17 protein-coding genes are annotated in these 16,892 nt (G+C 73.7%); 12 read left to right on the top strand and 5 right to left on the bottom strand.

The window, feature by feature from the left end; all coding sequences use genetic code 11:
- Nucleotides 1-2 precede the first annotated feature (2 nt).
- The gene (locus tag ACIP98_RS25985) at nucleotides 3-593 is read left to right on the top strand and encodes a DUF4865 family protein (RefSeq protein ID WP_319660690.1); all 591 of its coding nucleotides are present in this window, start codon (nucleotides 3-5) and stop codon (nucleotides 591-593) included.
- A 31-nt stretch (nucleotides 594-624) separates the two neighbouring features.
- On the opposite strand, the gene ACIP98_RS25990 is transcribed toward ACIP98_RS25985, so the two are convergent.
- Together ACIP98_RS25990 and ACIP98_RS25995 are read right to left on the bottom strand one after the other, a co-directional pair.
- Nucleotides 625-996 carry a fic family toxin-antitoxin system, toxin component gene (locus ACIP98_RS25990; protein ID WP_319660691.1) on the bottom strand — a complete coding sequence of 124 codons (372 nt, stop codon included), beginning with the start codon at nucleotides 994-996 and terminating at the stop codon, nucleotides 625-627.
- On the bottom strand, nucleotides 993-1,220 hold the full coding sequence (locus ACIP98_RS25995; RefSeq protein ID WP_401978158.1) for a toxin-antitoxin system HicB family antitoxin: 228 nt from the start codon (nucleotides 1,218-1,220) through the stop codon (nucleotides 993-995). The genes ACIP98_RS25990 and ACIP98_RS25995 overlap by 4 nt, the downstream gene beginning before the upstream one ends.
- 150 nt (nucleotides 1,221-1,370) lie before the next feature.
- On the opposite strand from ACIP98_RS25995, the gene ACIP98_RS26000 reads away from it, so the two are divergent.
- From ACIP98_RS26000 to ACIP98_RS26025, 6 genes are all read left to right on the top strand, one after another.
- Nucleotides 1,371-2,156, top strand: a complete 786-nt coding sequence (locus ACIP98_RS26000; protein ID WP_401978160.1) for an ABC transporter ATP-binding protein — start codon at nucleotides 1,371-1,373, stop codon at nucleotides 2,154-2,156.
- A 9-nt stretch (nucleotides 2,157-2,165) separates the two neighbouring features.
- On the top strand, nucleotides 2,166-4,733 hold the full coding sequence (locus tag ACIP98_RS26005) for an ABC transporter permease (protein WP_401978162.1): 2,568 nt from the start codon (nucleotides 2,166-2,168) through the stop codon (nucleotides 4,731-4,733).
- 567 nt (nucleotides 4,734-5,300) lie between these two features.
- Complete coding sequence (locus tag ACIP98_RS26010; protein ID WP_319660695.1) at nucleotides 5,301-5,756, top strand: GNAT family N-acetyltransferase; 456 nt, start codon at nucleotides 5,301-5,303, stop codon at nucleotides 5,754-5,756.
- Nucleotides 5,757-5,864: 108 nt separating this feature from the next.
- Nucleotides 5,865-7,256: a hemolysin family protein gene (locus tag ACIP98_RS26015; RefSeq protein ID WP_401978164.1), complete on the top strand. Its 1,392-nt coding sequence runs from the start codon at nucleotides 5,865-5,867 to the stop codon at nucleotides 7,254-7,256.
- Entirely contained in the window at nucleotides 7,253-8,278 is a 1,026-nt protein-coding gene (locus ACIP98_RS26020) for a hemolysin family protein (protein ID WP_401978165.1), read from the top strand. The genes ACIP98_RS26015 and ACIP98_RS26020 overlap by 4 nt, the downstream gene beginning before the upstream one ends.
- 37 nt (nucleotides 8,279-8,315) lie before the next feature.
- The gene (locus ACIP98_RS26025; protein WP_319660698.1) at nucleotides 8,316-9,095 is read left to right on the top strand and encodes an SGNH/GDSL hydrolase family protein; all 780 of its coding nucleotides are present in this window, start codon (nucleotides 8,316-8,318) and stop codon (nucleotides 9,093-9,095) included.
- A gap of 37 nt (nucleotides 9,096-9,132) precedes the next feature.
- Here ACIP98_RS26025 and ACIP98_RS26030 read toward each other — a convergent pair whose 3' ends face one another.
- Complete coding sequence (locus ACIP98_RS26030) at nucleotides 9,133-9,597, bottom strand: NUDIX domain-containing protein (RefSeq protein WP_319660750.1); 465 nt, start codon at nucleotides 9,595-9,597, stop codon at nucleotides 9,133-9,135.
- Between ACIP98_RS26030 and ACIP98_RS26035 the strand changes: the two genes are divergently transcribed.
- The 3 genes from ACIP98_RS26035 to mug all read left to right on the top strand — a co-directional run bounded on the left by ACIP98_RS26035 (nucleotide 9,505) and on the right by mug (nucleotide 11,831).
- Complete coding sequence (locus ACIP98_RS26035; RefSeq protein WP_319660751.1) at nucleotides 9,505-9,696, top strand: hypothetical protein; 192 nt, start codon at nucleotides 9,505-9,507, stop codon at nucleotides 9,694-9,696. The genes ACIP98_RS26030 and ACIP98_RS26035 overlap by 93 nt on opposite strands.
- A gap of 144 nt (nucleotides 9,697-9,840) precedes the next feature.
- Nucleotides 9,841-11,283 (top strand): adenylosuccinate lyase, encoded by a 1,443-nt coding sequence (purB, locus tag ACIP98_RS26040; RefSeq protein WP_319660699.1) that lies wholly within the window; start codon nucleotides 9,841-9,843, stop codon nucleotides 11,281-11,283.
- 59 nt (nucleotides 11,284-11,342) lie between these two features.
- On the top strand, nucleotides 11,343-11,831 hold the full coding sequence (mug, locus tag ACIP98_RS26045) for a G/U mismatch-specific DNA glycosylase (RefSeq protein WP_401978168.1): 489 nt from the start codon (nucleotides 11,343-11,345) through the stop codon (nucleotides 11,829-11,831).
- A gap of 3 nt (nucleotides 11,832-11,834) precedes the next feature.
- Here the strand turns inward: mug and ACIP98_RS26050 are convergent, their stop codons facing one another.
- Nucleotides 11,835-13,175 (bottom strand): glycoside hydrolase domain-containing protein, encoded by a 1,341-nt coding sequence (locus ACIP98_RS26050; RefSeq protein ID WP_401978171.1) that lies wholly within the window; start codon nucleotides 13,173-13,175, stop codon nucleotides 11,835-11,837.
- A gap of 234 nt (nucleotides 13,176-13,409) precedes the next feature.
- Complete coding sequence (locus ACIP98_RS26055; RefSeq protein WP_401978174.1) at nucleotides 13,410-13,811, bottom strand: hypothetical protein; 402 nt, start codon at nucleotides 13,809-13,811, stop codon at nucleotides 13,410-13,412.
- 128 nt (nucleotides 13,812-13,939) lie between these two features.
- Between ACIP98_RS26055 and ACIP98_RS26060 the strand changes: the two genes are divergently transcribed.
- Both ACIP98_RS26060 and ACIP98_RS26065 read left to right on the top strand, forming a co-directional pair.
- Nucleotides 13,940-15,097 carry an ROK family transcriptional regulator gene (locus ACIP98_RS26060; RefSeq protein WP_401978176.1) on the top strand — a complete coding sequence of 386 codons (1,158 nt, stop codon included), beginning with the start codon at nucleotides 13,940-13,942 and terminating at the stop codon, nucleotides 15,095-15,097.
- A 127-nt stretch (nucleotides 15,098-15,224) separates the two neighbouring features.
- On the top strand, nucleotides 15,225-16,892 hold the full coding sequence (locus tag ACIP98_RS26065; protein WP_401978178.1) for an alpha/beta hydrolase: 1,668 nt from the start codon (nucleotides 15,225-15,227) through the stop codon (nucleotides 16,890-16,892).

Here is a 16,892-nt window from a genome sequence, read left to right on the forward strand (position 1 = left end):
CCGTGTACGCGATGCAGTACGAGATCACCCTGCCCGCCGACTACGACATGGGGATCATCCATGACCGGGTGGCCGCCCGCGGCGGTCTCACCGACGCGTACGAGGGCCTGGGGTTCAAGGCCTATCTCGTGCGGGAGCGCGGCGCCGACGGCTCGCCGGTCAACCAGTACGCCCCCTTCTACCTCTGGGGCGACACCGGCGGGATGAACCGCTTCCTGTGGGGCGGCGGCGGCTTCGGGGGCATCGTCGGCGATTTCGGCCGCCCGTCCGTGCACCACTGGACCGGTGCCGCCTTCCGCCCCGGCCCTGCCCACGGCTCCGCGCCCCGGGCGGCGAGCCGCCTGCGCGAGCCCCTGCCGGCGGGCGCCGACCCCCGCGAGCCGGTGGCCCGCGCGCTGGAGCGCTGGCAGGAGCGTTCCGCCGCCCCGGGCGTGCACGCGACCGTGCTCGCGGTCGACCCGCGGCACTGGGAGATCGTCCACCTCACCTTGTGGGCGGAGCCGGCGGTCGGCGACGACCCCGACCGCTACACGCTGCTCCACCTGTCGGCGCCGCACTGGGACCAACTCCCCGTGGGCGTCCGGTGGCCGTAGCCGCGGGACCGACCGGCGCCCGGCGACCCCTTCACAGGCTCCAGCCGCGCAGCACCTCGGCGATCTCCAGCACATCGGCCGTGCCGCCCTTGACCAGCCGGGCCAGCTCGCGCACCCGCTCCGGCGAGGTGGCGACCTTGAGCCCGCTCGCGACCAGATAGGCGTAGGCCACGGCCGAGGCGAACATGACGTTGGACCGCTCCAGGGCGGGGACGTGCACCAGCAACTGCATGAGGGACGCGGCGCACTCGTAGGTGTCTGCGTACACGGGCACGCCGAATATCTCGGCCTGGTGCCGGCTGACGGCGGCGACCAGCGCGCCCCAGTCGGCGACCTGGGGGTCACCGGGGGTGTTGTGCTCGGCGACCATGAGCAGCCAGGCGAGATCGATCCGCAGGGTCAACGACGGCCTTCGCGCTCCGCGCCGAACTCCTCGGCGAAGACGGACTCGTACTGCTTCATGAAGTCGGCCGCCGCCTCGACGAAAGTGCGGCCGTTCTCGCCCGCGTCCTGCTGGACGAGTTCCTCTATGTAGCGGTTCACACTGATCCCCCGCTGCGCGGCCCGTTCCCGGGCGGTCGCGGCGGTGGTCTCGTCGACCCGCACGTTCAACTGGGTCTTGGCCATACCATCAGGCTAGCGCCGATGCGCTAGCAGTGACAAGTGCCCCTTACACGCGCGATCCGGAGCCCGACCCCCGGACGATGCACGCGCGCTCACGACGACCTACTCTCGCCCCATACGACAGCACGCACATCGGCATGATGGGGGACAAGCGTGTCGACACCGGCCACAACAGGCACAGAGGACACCGTGACGGGCGCCGAGGTGGCGGCCCGGGCCCTGGCACTGACCAAGGCGTACGGAACGGGCGAGACCCGCGTGGTGGCACTGGACGCGGTGGACGTGGACATCCGGCGGGGCCGGTTCACCGCCGTCATGGGGCCGTCGGGCTCCGGCAAGTCAACCCTGATGCACTGCCTGGCGGGGCTGGACTCCGTCACCTCCGGGCAGGTGTGGATCGGCGACACCGAGATCACGCGGCTGGGCGAACGGCAGCTGACGCGTCTGCGCCGGGACCAGGTCGGCTTCGTCTTCCAGGCCTTCAACCTGCTGCCGACGCTGACCGCGGCGGAGAACATCACGCTGCCGATGGACATCGCCGGCCGCAGGCCCGACCAGGAGTGGCTGGACCGCGTCATCGACACCCTCGGCCTGCGCGACCGGCTGCGGCACCGCCCGTCGCAGCTGTCCGGCGGCCAGCAGCAGCGTGTCGCGTGCGCACGCGCGCTCGCGTCCCGCCCGCAGCTGATCTTCGCCGACGAGCCCACCGGCAACCTGGACTCCCAGTCCGGCGCGGAGGTGCTGCGCTTCCTGCGGGAGGCCGTGGACCGGCTGGGCCAGACCGTGGTGATGGTGACCCACGACCCCACCGCGGCCGCGCACTCGGACCTGGTGCTCTTCCTCAACGACGGGCGCATCGTCGACGAGCTGTCCCGGCCCTCGGCCGACGGCGTGCTGGAGCGGCTCAAGCGCTTCGACGCGCTGCGGAAGCAGGGTTAGGCCCCTGCCGTGCTCCGGGCGACGCTGCGCAGCTTCCTGGCCCACAAGGGCCGGCTGCTGCTCTCCGCGCTCGCCGTCCTGCTGTCGGTGGCGTTCGTCACCGGCAGCATGATCTTCTCCGACACCGTCAACCGCACCTTCAACCGGCTCTTCGCCTCGACCGCGGCCGATGTGACGGTGGGTCCGCCCGAGGCGTTCTCCGAGAACCAGAACTACGCCTCGGGCCAGGTCGGCACACTTCCCGCGTCGCTGCTGGCCAAGGTCGAGGCCGTGCCGGGGGTCGCCGACGCGCACGTCGACGCCACCGTCCGGAACGCCACCGTCGTCGACGCCCGCAACCGCCCCGTCGGACCGACGACCGGGGCACCCGTCCTGGCCGGCAACTGGTCCGGCGACCCGCGCAGTCCGGTACGGCTGACCAGCGGCCACGCGCCGCACGGCGACCGCGAGGCGCTGATCGACGCGGACACCGCGGCCAACCGCGGGCTGCGTATCGGTGACACCCTGCGCGTACTCGCGCAGCCGGGCGCGTTCCCCGTGCGCATCGTCGGCATCGCCACGTTCACCACCACCAACCCGGGCACGACCCGGCTGTTCGTGGACACGCCCACCGCGCAGACCCGGCTGATCGGCCGGGCCGGAGCCGCGACCTCGGTGCGCGCCGACGCCGCGCCCGGCGTGTCCGACGCGACGCTGAAGCGGCGGATCGCCGCCGCGCTGGGCCCCGGCTACACGTACACGACGCAGGCCGAACAGGCGAAGTCGGCCGCCGAGTCCCTGGCGACGTTCCTCGACGTGATCAAGTACGTCATGCTGGGCTTCGCCGGGGTCGCGGTCCTCGTCGGTGTCTTCCTGATCGTCAACACCTTCTCCATGCTGATCGCGCAGCGCACCCGCGAACTCGGGCTGCTGCGCGCGCTGGGCGCGGACCGGCGGCAGGTGCGGCGCTCGGTGCTCGTGGAGGCGGCGCTGCTCGGCCTGGTCGGCTCCACGCTGGGGCTGCTGTGCGGGGTGGGGCTGGCGGCCGGGCTGATCCGGCTGCTGGGCGCGTTCGGCATGAACATCGGCGCCTCGCAGATGGTGCTGCGTCCGCCGGTACCGGTGGCGGCGTACGCGGTCGGGCTGGTGGTGACGCTCGTCGCGGCCTACCTGCCGGCGCGCAGGGCCTCGCGGGTGTCCCCCATGGCCGCGCTTGCCGACGTCGAGGTCACGGACGGCGACCGGTCGCTGCGGGGACGGGCGGTCGCGGGCGGGCTCCTCGCGCTGCCGGCGGCGGCCGCGCTCGCGGGCGCGGCGGCCGCGGGGACGATCGGTGCCGCCGCGTCCTTCCTGGGCCTGGGCATCGGGCTCTCGCTGATCGCCGCGGTGGTGGCGGGCCCGCTGCTCGTACGCCCGGTCATCCGTGTGGTGGGCGGGGCGCTGCCGCGGGTGTTCGGGCCGGTGGGGCGGATGAGCCAGCGCAACGCGCTGCGCAATCCCCGGCGCACCGGCGCGACGGCCTCGGCACTGATGATCGGGCTCGCCCTGGTGACCGGCATGTCGATGGCCGGGACCTCGATGGCCAGTTCGTTCGACCACGAGATCGACAGGGCACTCGGCGCCGACTTCGTCGTCCAGGGCGACCGTTTCGCGCCCTTCTCCCCCGCCGTCACCAAGGCGGTGCACAAGGTGCGGGGGGCGGGCCGGATCGTCCCGATGCGCTACGTGCCCGTCCTGGTCACCCTGCCCGGCGGTCGTACGGCGAAGCTCACCGGTGCCGCCATCGGCCCCGGCGCAGACGACGTGCTCAACCTCGACTACGCCCGCGGTGACACCGCCCGGGCGCTCGCCGCGGACAGCGTCTCGCTCTCGCAGGAGTACGCGGCCCGGCACGGGCTGCGGGTGGGCAGCAGACTGCCGGTGCGCTTCGCCGACGCCCGCAGGGCCACCTTCGTCCTGCGGGCCCTGACCACCAGCCAGGGCACCCTCTTCGGGGACGACGCCACCTTGACGATGGGGCTCGCCACCGCCGAGCGCCATCTGCCGGGGAGCCAGGACGCCGCCCTGTACGTGAACGCGGCGCCCGGCACCGCCAAGCCGACGCTCCGCGCCCGGCTGGAGCGGGCGCTGAAGCCCTATCCGCAGGTCGAGGTCCGGGACCAGGCCGACTACAAGAGGCTGGTGCGCACCCAGATCTCCGTGCTGCTCACCCTCGTCTACGCGCTGCTGGGGCTGGCGATCCTCATCGCGGTCCTCGGTGTCGTCAACACCCTTGCCCTGTCGGTGGTCGAGCGCACCCGCGAGATCGGGCTGCTGCGGGCCATCGGCCTGTCGCGCCTCCAGCTCAGACGCATGATCCGCCTGGAGTCGGTGGTGATCGCCGTGTTCGGCGCGGTGCTGGGCCTCGGACTCGGTCTGGTGTGGGGACTGGTGACGCACGAGGTGCTCGCCCTGGAGGGCATCCGGGCGCTCACGGTGCCCTGGACGACGGTCGGCGCGGTCATGGCCGGCTCGGTGGTCGTCGGTCTGGTCGCCGCCCTGCTGCCGGCGCTGCGCGCCTCGAGGATGAACGTGCTGGCGGCCATCGCGCACGAATGACGGCGTGCGCGGTGCGCCGTGCGGCGGCGGGGCGCTGGCGTCGGACCGGCCGGCTACACGGCGGCGCACGCCGCCCAGCGGGCCCGGCTCGGCACCTTCGCGCTCAACGCCGCCTGCGGTTCTGGCGGACGCCGGGAACCGGCCCTCGGCGCGGGCTACCTGCGCGAAGCGTTCGGGGCGGCCGGACCGCCCGACGCACACCGTCACCACGCTGCGCCGCCTCTGGGCGCGACGGCCGGTGCGCCGGCGAACCGCAGCTGGACGCTGGGGCCGGATGGCCAGCGAGCGTCGTCGCGTTGACCGGGACGCAGGCCGCTCCACGCACGCATGACGGCACTCTGCGGCTGCTGCCCGCCGCCACGGGGGACGAACCGGGGCGCCGTGGCGCACGGCACCGCGCCCACAGATCGCCGTGCAGGTGCCCGACCAGCCGGACCGGCGCCCCGGGCGCGGCGGGGCGTCCAGGAGCCCACGGCCGAGGACTTCGCCCGCGTGATCGCGGAACCGCGGCGGAACCGCACGTAAAACCCTCGACGGGCGCCCGTACGGCCTGCTTGGGTGAGGACCGTGGACGATCTGCGAATACAGGCCGCGGCACCTGCCGACGCCGAAAGAGTGCTGGCGTTCTGGAAGGACGCCGCCGAGGGCACCACGGTCAGCGACGACCTGGCCGGGGTGAGCGGCCTCATCGCCCGGGATCCCGAGGCGCTGCTCCTCGCGACACGCGGCGGGGAACTCGTCGGCACCGTCATCGCCGGCTTCGACGGCTGGCGCTGCCACCTGTACCGCCTGGCCGTGCACCCGCGGGGGCGCCGCCAGGGCGTCGCGACCGCGCTGCTGGCCGCGGCGGAGCGCCGGTTCGCCGCGCTCGGCGGCCGCCGCGGGGACGCCATGGTGCTCGTGCGCAACGAGCGGGCCCACCACGCCTGGCGGTCGGCGGGCTATCTCCCCAACGAGCAGTGGCGGCGCTGGACCAAGCCGCTCGTCGAGGTCCGCCCGCCCGGCCCTCCGGCCGCCGGGTAGCCCGCCCGGCACCGCCGTCGCCCGCAGGGACACGCGCCCGTTCCGCCGACGGTGGCATGAGCGCGCGCGCCGCCGTCCGCTGACCGATCATGGGATCGAGGTGTCCCGATGACCGAAGTGCTCCTGCTGGCCGTCGCGCTGCTGCTCACGCTGGCGTGCGCGGTCTTCGTCGCCGCGGAGTTCTCGCTGACCACCGTCGAGCGCGGCGACCTGGAACGTGCCGCGCGGGCCGGTGAGCGGGGCGCGTCCGCCGCGCTGCGTGCCGTGCGCACCCTGACGCTGCAGTTGTCCGGGGCCCAGCTCGGGATCACCGTCACGGGCCTGGTGATCGGCATGCTGGCGGAGGCCTCCATCGCGAAGCTGCTGGCCGGGCCACTGCGGGCGCTCGGGATGCCGAGTTCGGCGGCGACGTCCCTGGCACTGGTCCTGGGCACGGCGATCTCGACGGTCGTGCTGATGGTGGTCGGCGAACTGGTCCCGAAGAACTGGGCGATCTCCCGTCCGTTGCCGGTCGCCAAGGCGGTCGCCCCGGCGCAGCGGGCGTTCACCGCCGCCTTCGGTCCGCTCATCCGCCATCTGAACAACTCCGCCAACCGCATCCTGCGGCGCCTGGGCATGGAGCCCGCGGAGGAGCTCGCGTCGGCCCGAAGTCCGGAGGAACTGGTCGCGCTCGCCCGTCACTCGGCGCGGGCCGGTGCCCTGGAGGCGGACACCGCGGAACTGTTCGTCCGCACCCTGGGCCTGGCGGAGCTGACCGCCGAGAACGTCATGACCCCCCGGGTCCAGGTCACCTCTTTGGACGAGCGCGCGAGCTGCCAGGACGTCGCCGAGGCCACCCGGGCGACCGGCCTGTCCCGTTTCCCCGTGCACCGCGGCGGCCTGGACGACGTGATCGGCATCGTCCACATCAAGGACGTGCTGGCCGTGCCGGCCGAGCGCCGGCCGGGCCACCCGCTGACCGCGCTGCTGCGCGAGCCGCTGCTGGTGCCCGAGTCGCTGACCGTCGACCGGCTGCTGGACCGGCTCGCCGGCGACACGGGCATGGCCGTGGTCATCGACGAGTACGGGGGCACGGCCGGCGTCGTCACCCTGGAGGACATCGTGGAGGAGGTGGTCGGGGAGGTGCGTGACGAGCACGACCCGCAGGAGACGCCCGACCTCGCCTTCATCCACCAGGACCGCACCGGCCGCCGGGTCTACGACGCCGACGGCGCCACCCGCACCGACCAGCTGGCCCAGATCGGGCTGCGGGCGCCCGAGGGGCCGTACGAGACGCTGGCCGGACTGATCGCGGAACGGCTCGGCCGCATCCCGGTCACCGGGGACATCGCCGAGGCCGCCGGGTGGGTGCTGGAGGTCACCGACGACTCCGGGCACCGCGCGGCCCATGTGCGGCTGATCTCCCCGCCGCCGGGCGAGGACGCGCCGCCCGGCCAGGACGCGGGGCACGGCCAGGACGCGGGGCACGGCACCGACGACGGCGCGGCGGAGGTGCGATGACCTTCCTGCAGATCATGGTCGGGCTGCTGACGCTGGTGGTGAACGCGTTCTTCGTCGGCGCCGAGTTCGCCATGATCTCCGTGCGGCGCAGTCAGATCGAGCCCCGCGCCGAGGCCGGCGAACGCGGGGCACGCCACGTCCTGTGGGGCCTGCAGCACCTCTCGCCGCTGCTGGCGGCCGCGCAGCTGGGAATCACCCTGTGCACCCTGGTGCTCGGCATCGTGGCCGAGCCCGCCATCGAGCACGTGCTGTCCCCGCTGTTCCAGGCGCTGCACGTCCCGGAGAGCGCGGTTCACGTGGCGTCGTTCGCCATCGCGCTGACCCTGGCCACGTACGCGCACATGCTGCTGGGCGAGATGGTGCCGAAGAACATCGCGCTCGCCGCGCCCGAGCGCACCGCGCTGGCGCTGGGGCCGCCGCTGGTGACGCTCGCGCGGGCGCTGCGCCCGGTGATCTTCGCGATCAACGCGTTCGCCAACGGCCTGCTGAAGCTGCTGCGGGTGGAGCCGAAGGACGAGGTCGCCGCGGTGTTCTCCGACGACGAGCTGGCCCGGATGGTCACCGACGCGGGGGCAGCGGGGCTGCTGGACGAGCGGGCCGCGATCCGGCTGCAGGACGCGCTGGAACTCGGCCGGCGTCCGGTGGGCGAGGTCGTGGTGCCCGCCGACCGGGTGGTCACGGCGCGTTCGGACATCACACCCGAGGGGCTGGAGCGGCTGAGCGCGCGTTCGGGGTTCTCCCGCTTCCCGGTCACCGAGGACTCCGGCCGCGTCCTGGGCTACCTCCACGTCAAGGACGCCCTCGCCTTCGGGCCGGACCACCGCGACCTCCCGTTCCCGCGCGGAGCGCTGCGGCGCATCACCCGCGTGGGCGCGGCGACCCCGCTGGACGACGTCCTGGCGGCGATGCGGGCCAGCGGCGCGCACCTGGCCGCGGTGGTCGACGACGAGGGGCGCGGCATGGGCCTGGTGACCATGGAGGACGTGCTCAAGGAGCTGATGGGGCACACACCGGCCGCCTGAGGCGGCCGCGGAACGGCCCGGTAGGATCACGGCCGCCATGGAGATGACCGCCACCCACACCAGTTTCGTCGCGCTCGGCGACTCCTTCACCGAAGGCATGTCGGACGCGCTGCCCGACGGCACCTACCGCGGCTGGGCCGACCTCCTCGCGGGCCGGCTCGCCGCCCACAGCCCGGACTTCCGCTACGCCAATCTGGCGGTGCGCGGCAAGCTGATCCAGCAGATCGTGGACGAGCAGGTGGAGACCGCGGCCTCGATGGGCGCGGACCTGGTGACCCTGGTCGGCGGGCTGAACGACGTGCTGCGGCCCAAGTGCGACGTCCCGCGGGTGTGCGCCCTGCTGGAGGAGGCCGTCGAGCGGCTGGCGCCGAACTGCCGGCAGCTCGTGCTCATGCGCAGCCCCGCCCGCCGTGGCCCGGTCGCGGTGCGCTTCCTGCCCCGCATGGAGGAGCTGTTCGGCTTCATCGACAAGCTGGCCGCGCAACACGGCGCCCTCGTGGTCGACCTGTACGGCGCGGACGTGCTGGGCGACCCGCGGCTGTGGGCGGACGACCGGCTGCACCTGGACGAGGAGGGGCACCGCCGGGTCGCCGAGGCGGTCTGGCAGACCCTCGGCCACACCCCGCGGTTCGACTGGACCGAGGTCCTCCCCGCCGAGGTGAAGCTCCCCTGGGCCGTCCGCCGCGCGGCCGACGTGCGTTTCACCCGCCGGCACCTGGTGCCGTGGATAGGCCGCCGCCTCACCGGCCGCTCCTCCGGCGACGGCCTGGCCCCCAAGCGCGCCGAGCTCCTCCCGCTCCCGCCCGTGGACGCGTGAGCCGGGGGCGGCTCCGCCTCGGGAACGGGAGTCGGCCTCACCGTTCCTCCGGGGGCACCGGCCGGACCGCGGCGGCATACCGGCTCAGTACCTCCTGGCTGTCCGGAGTGAAGGCCTCCCGTCGCATGAAACCCGCCAGTTCGCTCCTGGTCATCCAGTCGCACCACGCGACCTCGTCCCCGTCGGGCCTGACCTGGCCGGGGACGACGGCCTCGTGGACGGCGAGCCAGTGGGGGCTCAGGCCGCCGAGGTTCAGGAACGTGGCCACGCGGTGCACCGGCACCCGGACCCCCAGCTCCTCCTCCAGCTCGCGGGCCGCCGCCGCTTCGTACGACTCACCCACGGCGACGGCACCGCCGACCGCGACCTCGTAGTGCCCCGGGAAGCGGGACACTTTCCCGGACCGCCGATGGACGAGGAATCGTCCCTCGCGATCGCGGCAGATCGTCACGGCGACCCGGTGCAGCCAACCCCGGCGGACAGCCTCGGCGCGGCGCACCACAGCCACCACGAGATCACGTTCGTCGACCTGTTCGACCCACTCGTCCATGAGCCGACGATCGCAGCCGCCTCCGACACCGGAGCGACGTCCGCCGCCTGACGTGCGAAGCCGTCCGGCCCCGGGACACCGCACCGACCTCGCGCGCAGGCACCGCGAAATCGCCGGCTGAGCGTCTCTGACCTGGCCTTCCGCTCCTCCGTGGGCGTGAGCATTCACCATGGGCGGCGGGTAAACTCTCGCTACGTGACTTCCAAGCCCCGCATCCCCGACGTCCTGGCCGGCCGCTACGCATCCGTGGAGCTCGCCACCCTGTGGTCCCCCGAGCAGAAGGTGGTGCTGGAGCGCCGCCTGTGGCTGGCGGTGCTGAGGGCGCAGAAGGACCTCGGGATCGAGGTGCCGGACGAGGCGATCGCGGACTACGAACGGGTGCTGGAGCAGGTGGACCTGGCGTCCATCGCGCAGCGCGAGAAGGTCACGCGGCACGATGTGAAGGCGCGCATCGAGGAGTTCAACGCGCTCGCGGGGCACGAGCAGATCCACAAGGGCATGACCTCGCGCGACCTCACGGAGAACGTCGAGCAGCTGCAGATCCGGCTGTCGCTGGAGCTGGTGCGCGACCGCACGGTGGCCGTGCTCGCCCGCCTGGGACGGCTGGCCGCCGAGTACGGCGAGCTGGTGATGGCGGGGCGCTCGCACAACGTCGCCGCCCAGGCCACCACGCTCGGCAAGCGGTTCGCGACCGGCGCCGACGAGCTGCTGGTCGCCTTCGCCCGGGTCGAGGACCTGCTCGGCCGTTATCCGCTGCGCGGCATCAAGGGCCCGGTCGGCACGGCGCAGGACATGCTGGACCTGCTGGGCGGCGGGGCCGAGGGCGAGGCACGGCTCGCGGAGCTGGAGCGGCGGGTCGCGCAGCACCTGGGCTTCTCGCACGAGTTCACCTCGGTGGGCCAGGTCTACCCGCGCTCGCTGGACTACGACGCCGTGACCGCGCTCGTGCAGCTGGCCGCCGCGCCCTCGTCGCTGGCCAAGACGATCCGGCTGATGGCCGGCAACGAGCTGGTCACCGAGGGCTTCCAGCCCGGACAGGTCGGCTCCTCGGCCATGCCGCACAAGATGAACACCCGCTCCTGCGAGCGCGTCAACGGCCTCGCCGTCGTCCTGCGGGGCTACGCCTCGATGGTCGGCGAGCTGGCCGGCGACCAGTGGAACGAGGGCGACGTCTCCTGCTCGGTGGTGCGGCGCGTCGCGCTGCCGGACGCGTTCTTCGCGCTGGACGGCCTCATGGAGACCTTCCTGACCGTGCTGGACGAGTTCGGCGCCTTCCCGGCCGTCATCGCCCGCGAGCTCGACCGCTACCTGCCGTTCCTGGCGACGACGAAGGTGCTCATGGCCTCGGTACGCGCCGGGGTCGGCCGTGAGGTCGCGCACGAGGTCATCAAGGAGCACGCGGTGGCGTCCGCGCTGGCGATGCGCGAGAAGGGCGCCGACCGCAACGAGCTGCTGGACCGGCTCGCCGAGGACGAGCGCATCCCGCTGGACCGCGCACAGCTCGACGCCCTCATGGCGGACCGGCTCTCCTTCACCGGCGCCGCGTCCGCGCAGGTCGCCGAGGTCGTGCGGCGCGTGGAGGAGGTCACCGAGCGTCATCCCCTGGCGGCCTCGTACCGGCCCGGAGCCATCCTCTGACCACCCGCCGGCTGACGCAGGACGAGCTGGAGGCCGCCCGCGAGCGCACCGTCCCGGATGTGATCGCGGACGGCCTGCGGGTGCTCTTCTGCGGCATCAACCCCGGCCTGATGTCCGCCGCCACCGGCCACCACTTCGCCCGGCCGGGCAACCGCTTCTGGCCGGTGCTGCACGGCTCCGGATTCACACCGCGCCGCCTGGACCCCTCCGAGCAGGGGGAGTTGCTGTCGTACGGGCTCGGGATCACCAACGTCGCCGCGCGGGCGTCCGCGCGGGCGGACGAGCTCGGCAAGGCCGAACTGGTCGAGGGCGGCGTGCTGTTGACGCAGCGGGTGCTGCGCCACCGGCCGCGCTGGCTGGCCGTGGTCGGCGTCACCGCCTACCGCGTGGCGTTCGCCGATCCGCGCGCCGCGATCGGTCCGCAGGAGCGGACGATCGGCGACACGCGGATCTGGGCCCTGCCCAACCCCAGCGGGCTCAACGCCGGGTGGACGACCGGTGCGATGGTGGAGGAGTTCGGACGGCTGCGCGCCGCGGCCGGTGACTGAGCCTCAGCAGCGCGGGACCAGCTTGGTGTACGTGGTGCCGCTCAGCGTCGCCACGTAGTGGTCCGAGACGTAACGGCCGTTGTCGAGCCGGTCCCAGATCTTCGTGGTGCCGACCTTCGATCCGCTCTTCTGGCAGACCACCCAGGCCAGCGCCCCGTTCGCCGCCTTGCCCTGGGCGGCGTAGGAGCTGCCGGGCCCGGTGCGTACGGTCAGGCCGCCGTTGGCCGTGACCTGGTAGGGGTGGACGCAGCGCGGGACGGGAGCGCTGTAGCCCGTGGCCGAGGGTGTGCTGACGTAGTGGTCGGTCACGTAGGTGCCGTCGGTCAGCTTGTCCCAGACCGTCGTGGTGCCGACCTTCGGGCCGGGCGTCTGGCAGACGACCTGGAGTGCCGAGCCGGACGCGTGGGTCCGCACCACGGGATAGCTGCCGGACGGCCCGGAGCGGGCGTTGAGCGCGCCGGGGCTGGTCACCGTGTAGGTGTGGGCGACCGTGGCGACGGGGGCGTCCAGACGGTCGTTGTCGATGTTGACCGTGACGCCGCCGTAGGTCTCGTCGTGGCTGCCCCGGTACTGCTTGGCCCGCTGGTGGACGGACCACTTGCCGTCCGCGACACCGGCCCAGCCCTTGAGGGTGTCGGCGCCGTCGTAGCGTGCGATCCACAGGGCGTCGGGGCGGGCGTAGGAGGCCGAGGTGAAGGCGTCGGACAGTTGCCGCGCCCCGAGGTTGAGGTTCATGTAGACACCGGAGATGTAGCCGAGGCGATGCAACTCCTTGGTCCAGCCGGACACATAGCTCAACACGGCGGTGCGGCAGCCGGCGTCGGCCTGCGCGTAGTTCTCGATGTCGTTGTAGAAGGCGCTGCCGGGCCGCATGCCCAGGGCCTTGGCGGCGGCGACGGCGTCCCCGGCCGCGGCGGCGCCCTGGGCGCGGGCGGTCGCGGCGGTCCGGCTGATCTTCGCGTCGGTGGGGCGGCCGCCGCACGGCGGCTGCAGGCCCTTGTGGATGGGCAGCAGGCGCCACTTCAAGCGGGAGACCGACGAGACCCAGTCCGCCGTCAGCTGCGGCTGGGCGCAGGTGCGGTTGACACCGCTGATGTACACGCCGAGCGCGCGGTACGGGGAGGCGCCCCACGCCTGGATGGTGGTCAGCGGCGGTGCGGTGCAGGCGTCGAAGGCGAGCCCGGAGTAGCGGGTCGCGGTGGCCCCCGCCGGATAGCCGATGCCCGTGGCGGGTTCGGCGGCGGCGGCCGGGGCGAGCACCAGTGCGGTGGCGGCGGCCAGAACGCCCGCGAACCACCCGGCGAGCACCCGCCGGAGGAACCGTCGGAGCACGGGGCCGGGCAAGCGGTGAAGGATACGGCGCGGGTGCGGCATGGCGGTCCCCCTGGGTGGCGCGACGCGGCGCCGGGCCCGGTGGGCGTCCAGCCGTCGGCCGGCGCCGGATCGTTCGGTTCGCCGGGCGGAATCGGGCAGGTCTCCGGGCGCGTGCCGCCGCGCTTGTTGTCGCGTCAGACTGTCCTGCACGCAGCGTAGGCGTCCGCTCACCCCACCGTCGAGCACCGTGGGCGGGAAGCCGCTCTAAGGAATGAGGTCCGTGTCGGCGACGGCGGCCAGCAGATGGGGCCTGGCGTCGGCTATCGCTATCCAGTGCCGGCCGACCCGCCAGGTGAAGGCCTCGTCGGCGTGCCCGCTGAGCACCGCCAGCGGGGCCGCGACCGCCTCCCCCAGAGCCGAACGCTCCAGGTGGGGCCGGAGATCGACCAGCACGGCCGGCGTGCGGTAGCGCTCGGTCAGTGCCGAGACGAGGGACTCGCAGGCCGCTCCCACGTCGTCCTCCCACTGCGGGAGCAGCGGCTCGTCGGGGTCACGGCAGCCGTCCTCGGCGGCGAGGTCCGCGAGGTGGAATCCGGGGTCGCCGCCGGCCGCGTCGAGGCGGGCGCGCAGCGCCTCCACGGCGGCGAGGTGACGTACGAGATCCATGGGGACAGTAAACCCCCGGGGTCGGACACTTGACGTCACGTCACGCGAGCCTGCGCCGGGCCACTCGCCGCGGGCGGCCGGGACGGGTACGATCCGGCCAACACGCGCGCAAGCTGGGAGGACGTACGTTGGGGCGGCTCACCGGCGGGGATCCGTCCCTGCTCCGGCGGATCAATTCCGCTGTGGTGCTGCACGCGCTGCGTGGTGCCCCCGGACCGAGCCTGACCGAACTGGTGCACAGCACCGGGTTGTCGCGCCCGACCGTCGAGGGCGTCATCGAGGGGCTGATGGATTCCGGCCTGGTCGTCGAGGCGTCGCAGGAGCCGGGGGACGCGCGGAAACAGGGGCGGCCCGCGCGCAGGTTCCGCTTCCACGCCGAGGCGGGGCACCTGCTGGGCATCGAGATCGGGGCCCGCCAGGTGCGGGCGCTGCTGTCCGACCTGAGCGGCCGGGTCCTCGGTTCCCTGGCCCACGACGTCGCCGACGCCACCCCCGCGGAGGAGCGGCTGGAGCGGGTGCGGGGCGCCGTCGCCGAGTTGCTGCGCAAGGCGGGAGTGGCGCGCAGCACGCTGTGGGCGGTCGGTGTGGGCAGTCCGGGGATCGTGGAGACGGACGGCGCGGTGCGGCTGAGCACGGCCCTTCCGGGCTGGACGGGCCTGCCCCTGGGCGAGCGCCTGCGCCGGTCGTTCCGCTGCCCGGTACTGGTGGAGAACGACGCGAACGTGGCGGCCGTGGCGGAGCACTGGAAGGGCGCGGCCGTCGGTACGGACGACGTCGTCTTCGTGCTGGCCGGGCTGAGCCCGGGCGCGGGCTCGCTGATCGGCGGCCGGCTGCACCGGGGTTTCGGCGGCGCGGCCGGCGAGATCGGCGCCCTGCACCTGCTCGGCCGCGAGGCGACGCCGGAACGCCTGCTGTCGACGACCGGGACACCGCTGCACCCGCTGGACGAGCCCGCGGTGGCCGAGGTGTTCGCGCTGGCAAGGGCGGGCGACCTGCAGGCCCGCGAGGCCGTCGACCGCTTCCTGCACCGCCTGGTGCACGACGTGGCGGCGCTCGTGCTGGCCATCGACCCCGAACTCGTGGTGATCGGCGGGTGGGCGGCGGGACTGGACGGCGTGCTGGAGCCGCTGCGCGCCGAGTTGGCCCGCTACTGCCTGCGGCCGCCGGAGGTGGCGCTGTCGGCGCTGGGGCAGGAGGCGGTCGCCACCGGTGCGCTGCGGCTGGCCCTGGACCACGTCGAGGAGCGGCTCTTCGCGGTGGCGCGCACCTCTCTGCTCAACCGCTGAGCGGAACCGGGGCCCGGAAGGCCGACGACGGGGCAATTCGAGGGGTATTCGGGGGAAATGTGACGACTTATCGGCCTGCCTGTTTTGCCGTCTAGTCCGACCAGCCGACGATCCCTGCCATCGGCAGATGACGCCGCGCCGCGGTGGCGCGGCCGGTGGAAGGGCGTCCCGCGTGCGGCGAGCTGTGATCCTGGGTGTGTCCGTGGTCCTGGCGGCGGGGGCGCTCACCGCGTCACCCGCCTCGGCCTACCTGCCAGGTCCCGTGGACGACCCCTTGCGGACGGCGGGTGTCGCCCTGGCCGCGGACGCCGCCGCGGACACCGGGATCGCCTTCGGCGCCTGTCCCAAGGACAGCGGGCTCGCCGCGCCGGTGCAGTGCGGCAAGGTCAAGGTGCCGGTGGACTACGCCGATCCGGGCGGCCGCCGGATCGACCTGCTGGTGAGCCGGCTGCGCGCCACCGGTCCGGCCTCCGGGCGGCAGGGCGCGCTGGTCTTCAACCCGGGCGGCCCCGGCGCCCCCGGCCTGTGGTTCCCCGCCGTCGGGCTGAAGAGCGCCGGCCCGGTGACCCGCAAGGTGTGGGGGACGGCCGCCAGGACGTACGACCTGATCGGCTTCGACGCGCGCGGGGTCGGCCACTCGGCGCCGATCTCGTGCGTGCGCCCGGAGAACTACATCCACGCGCCCTCACCCGACCCGCGCACGGCGAACGCGGCGGCCCAGACCCGGGAGCGTGCCAAGGCCCGGGGGATCGCGGACGGCTGCGGCCGCCGCTCGGCGTCGATGCTCGGCCACATGACCAGTGCCGACATGGCGCGCGACCTCGACGTCATCCGCGCCGCCCTGCACGAGACCCGGCTGAACTACTACGGCGTCTCGTACGGCACCTACCTGGGCGCGGTGTACGCGACGCTCTTCCCCCGCCATGTGCGACGGATGGTCCTCGACAGCGTCGTCAACCCGGACCCGCAGGGTGTCTGGTACGGCGCCAACCTCAGCCAGGACGTGGCCTTCGAGGGCCGCTGGGCCGACTGGCGCGCCTGGGCCGCCCGTTACGACTCCGTGTACGGTCTCGGCTCCACGGCCAGCCGTGTGCAGGCGTCCTTCGACCTGGCGATGCGCAAGCTGGCCGAGAAGCCCGCCGGTGGCACGGTGGGACCCGGCGAGCTGCACGCGGCAGCGGAGAACGCCGCCTACTACGACCAGCGTTGGGTGACGTTCGCCCACCAGCTGTCGCGCTATCTGCACGGCGACGACAAGCCCCTGGTGGCCGCCGAGGCGCCCGACCGGTCCGGGGCGAAGGCCGCGGAGAACGGCGACGCGGTCTACCTGGCCGTGCAGTGCACGGACGCCGCCTGGCCGCGGGACTGGGGCACCTGGGACCGGGACAACTCGCGGCTGGCGCTCCGGCACCCCTTCGAGACCTGGCCCAACGCCTGGATGAACCTGCCGTGCGCCACCTGGCCGGCCCGGGCGGGGGAGCCGGTCGACGTCGGCGCCTGGTCCGCCGAACTGCCGCCGGTACTCCTGACGCAGTCCGAGCGGGATGCCGCCACGCCGTACGAAGGCGCCCTGGAGCTGCACCGCAGGCTGCAGGGCTCGCGGCTGGTCACCGAGGTGGGACGCGGTTCGCACGGCCTGGTCAGCATCTGGAACGCGTGCCTCGTCTCGCGGGTCGACCGCTACCTGACGTCCGGCGACGTCGGAGACGCGGACGCGCGCTGCGCCGGGCACCCGGTGCCCGTGCCGTCCGGCACGCTGGGCGCGAAGGACGCCAACACGGGCCGCTACTACTGA

Origin of the sequence: Streptomyces sp. NPDC088354, assembly GCF_044753585.1 — a bacterium.
Taxonomy (GTDB): domain Bacteria; phylum Actinomycetota; class Actinomycetes; order Streptomycetales; family Streptomycetaceae; genus Actinacidiphila.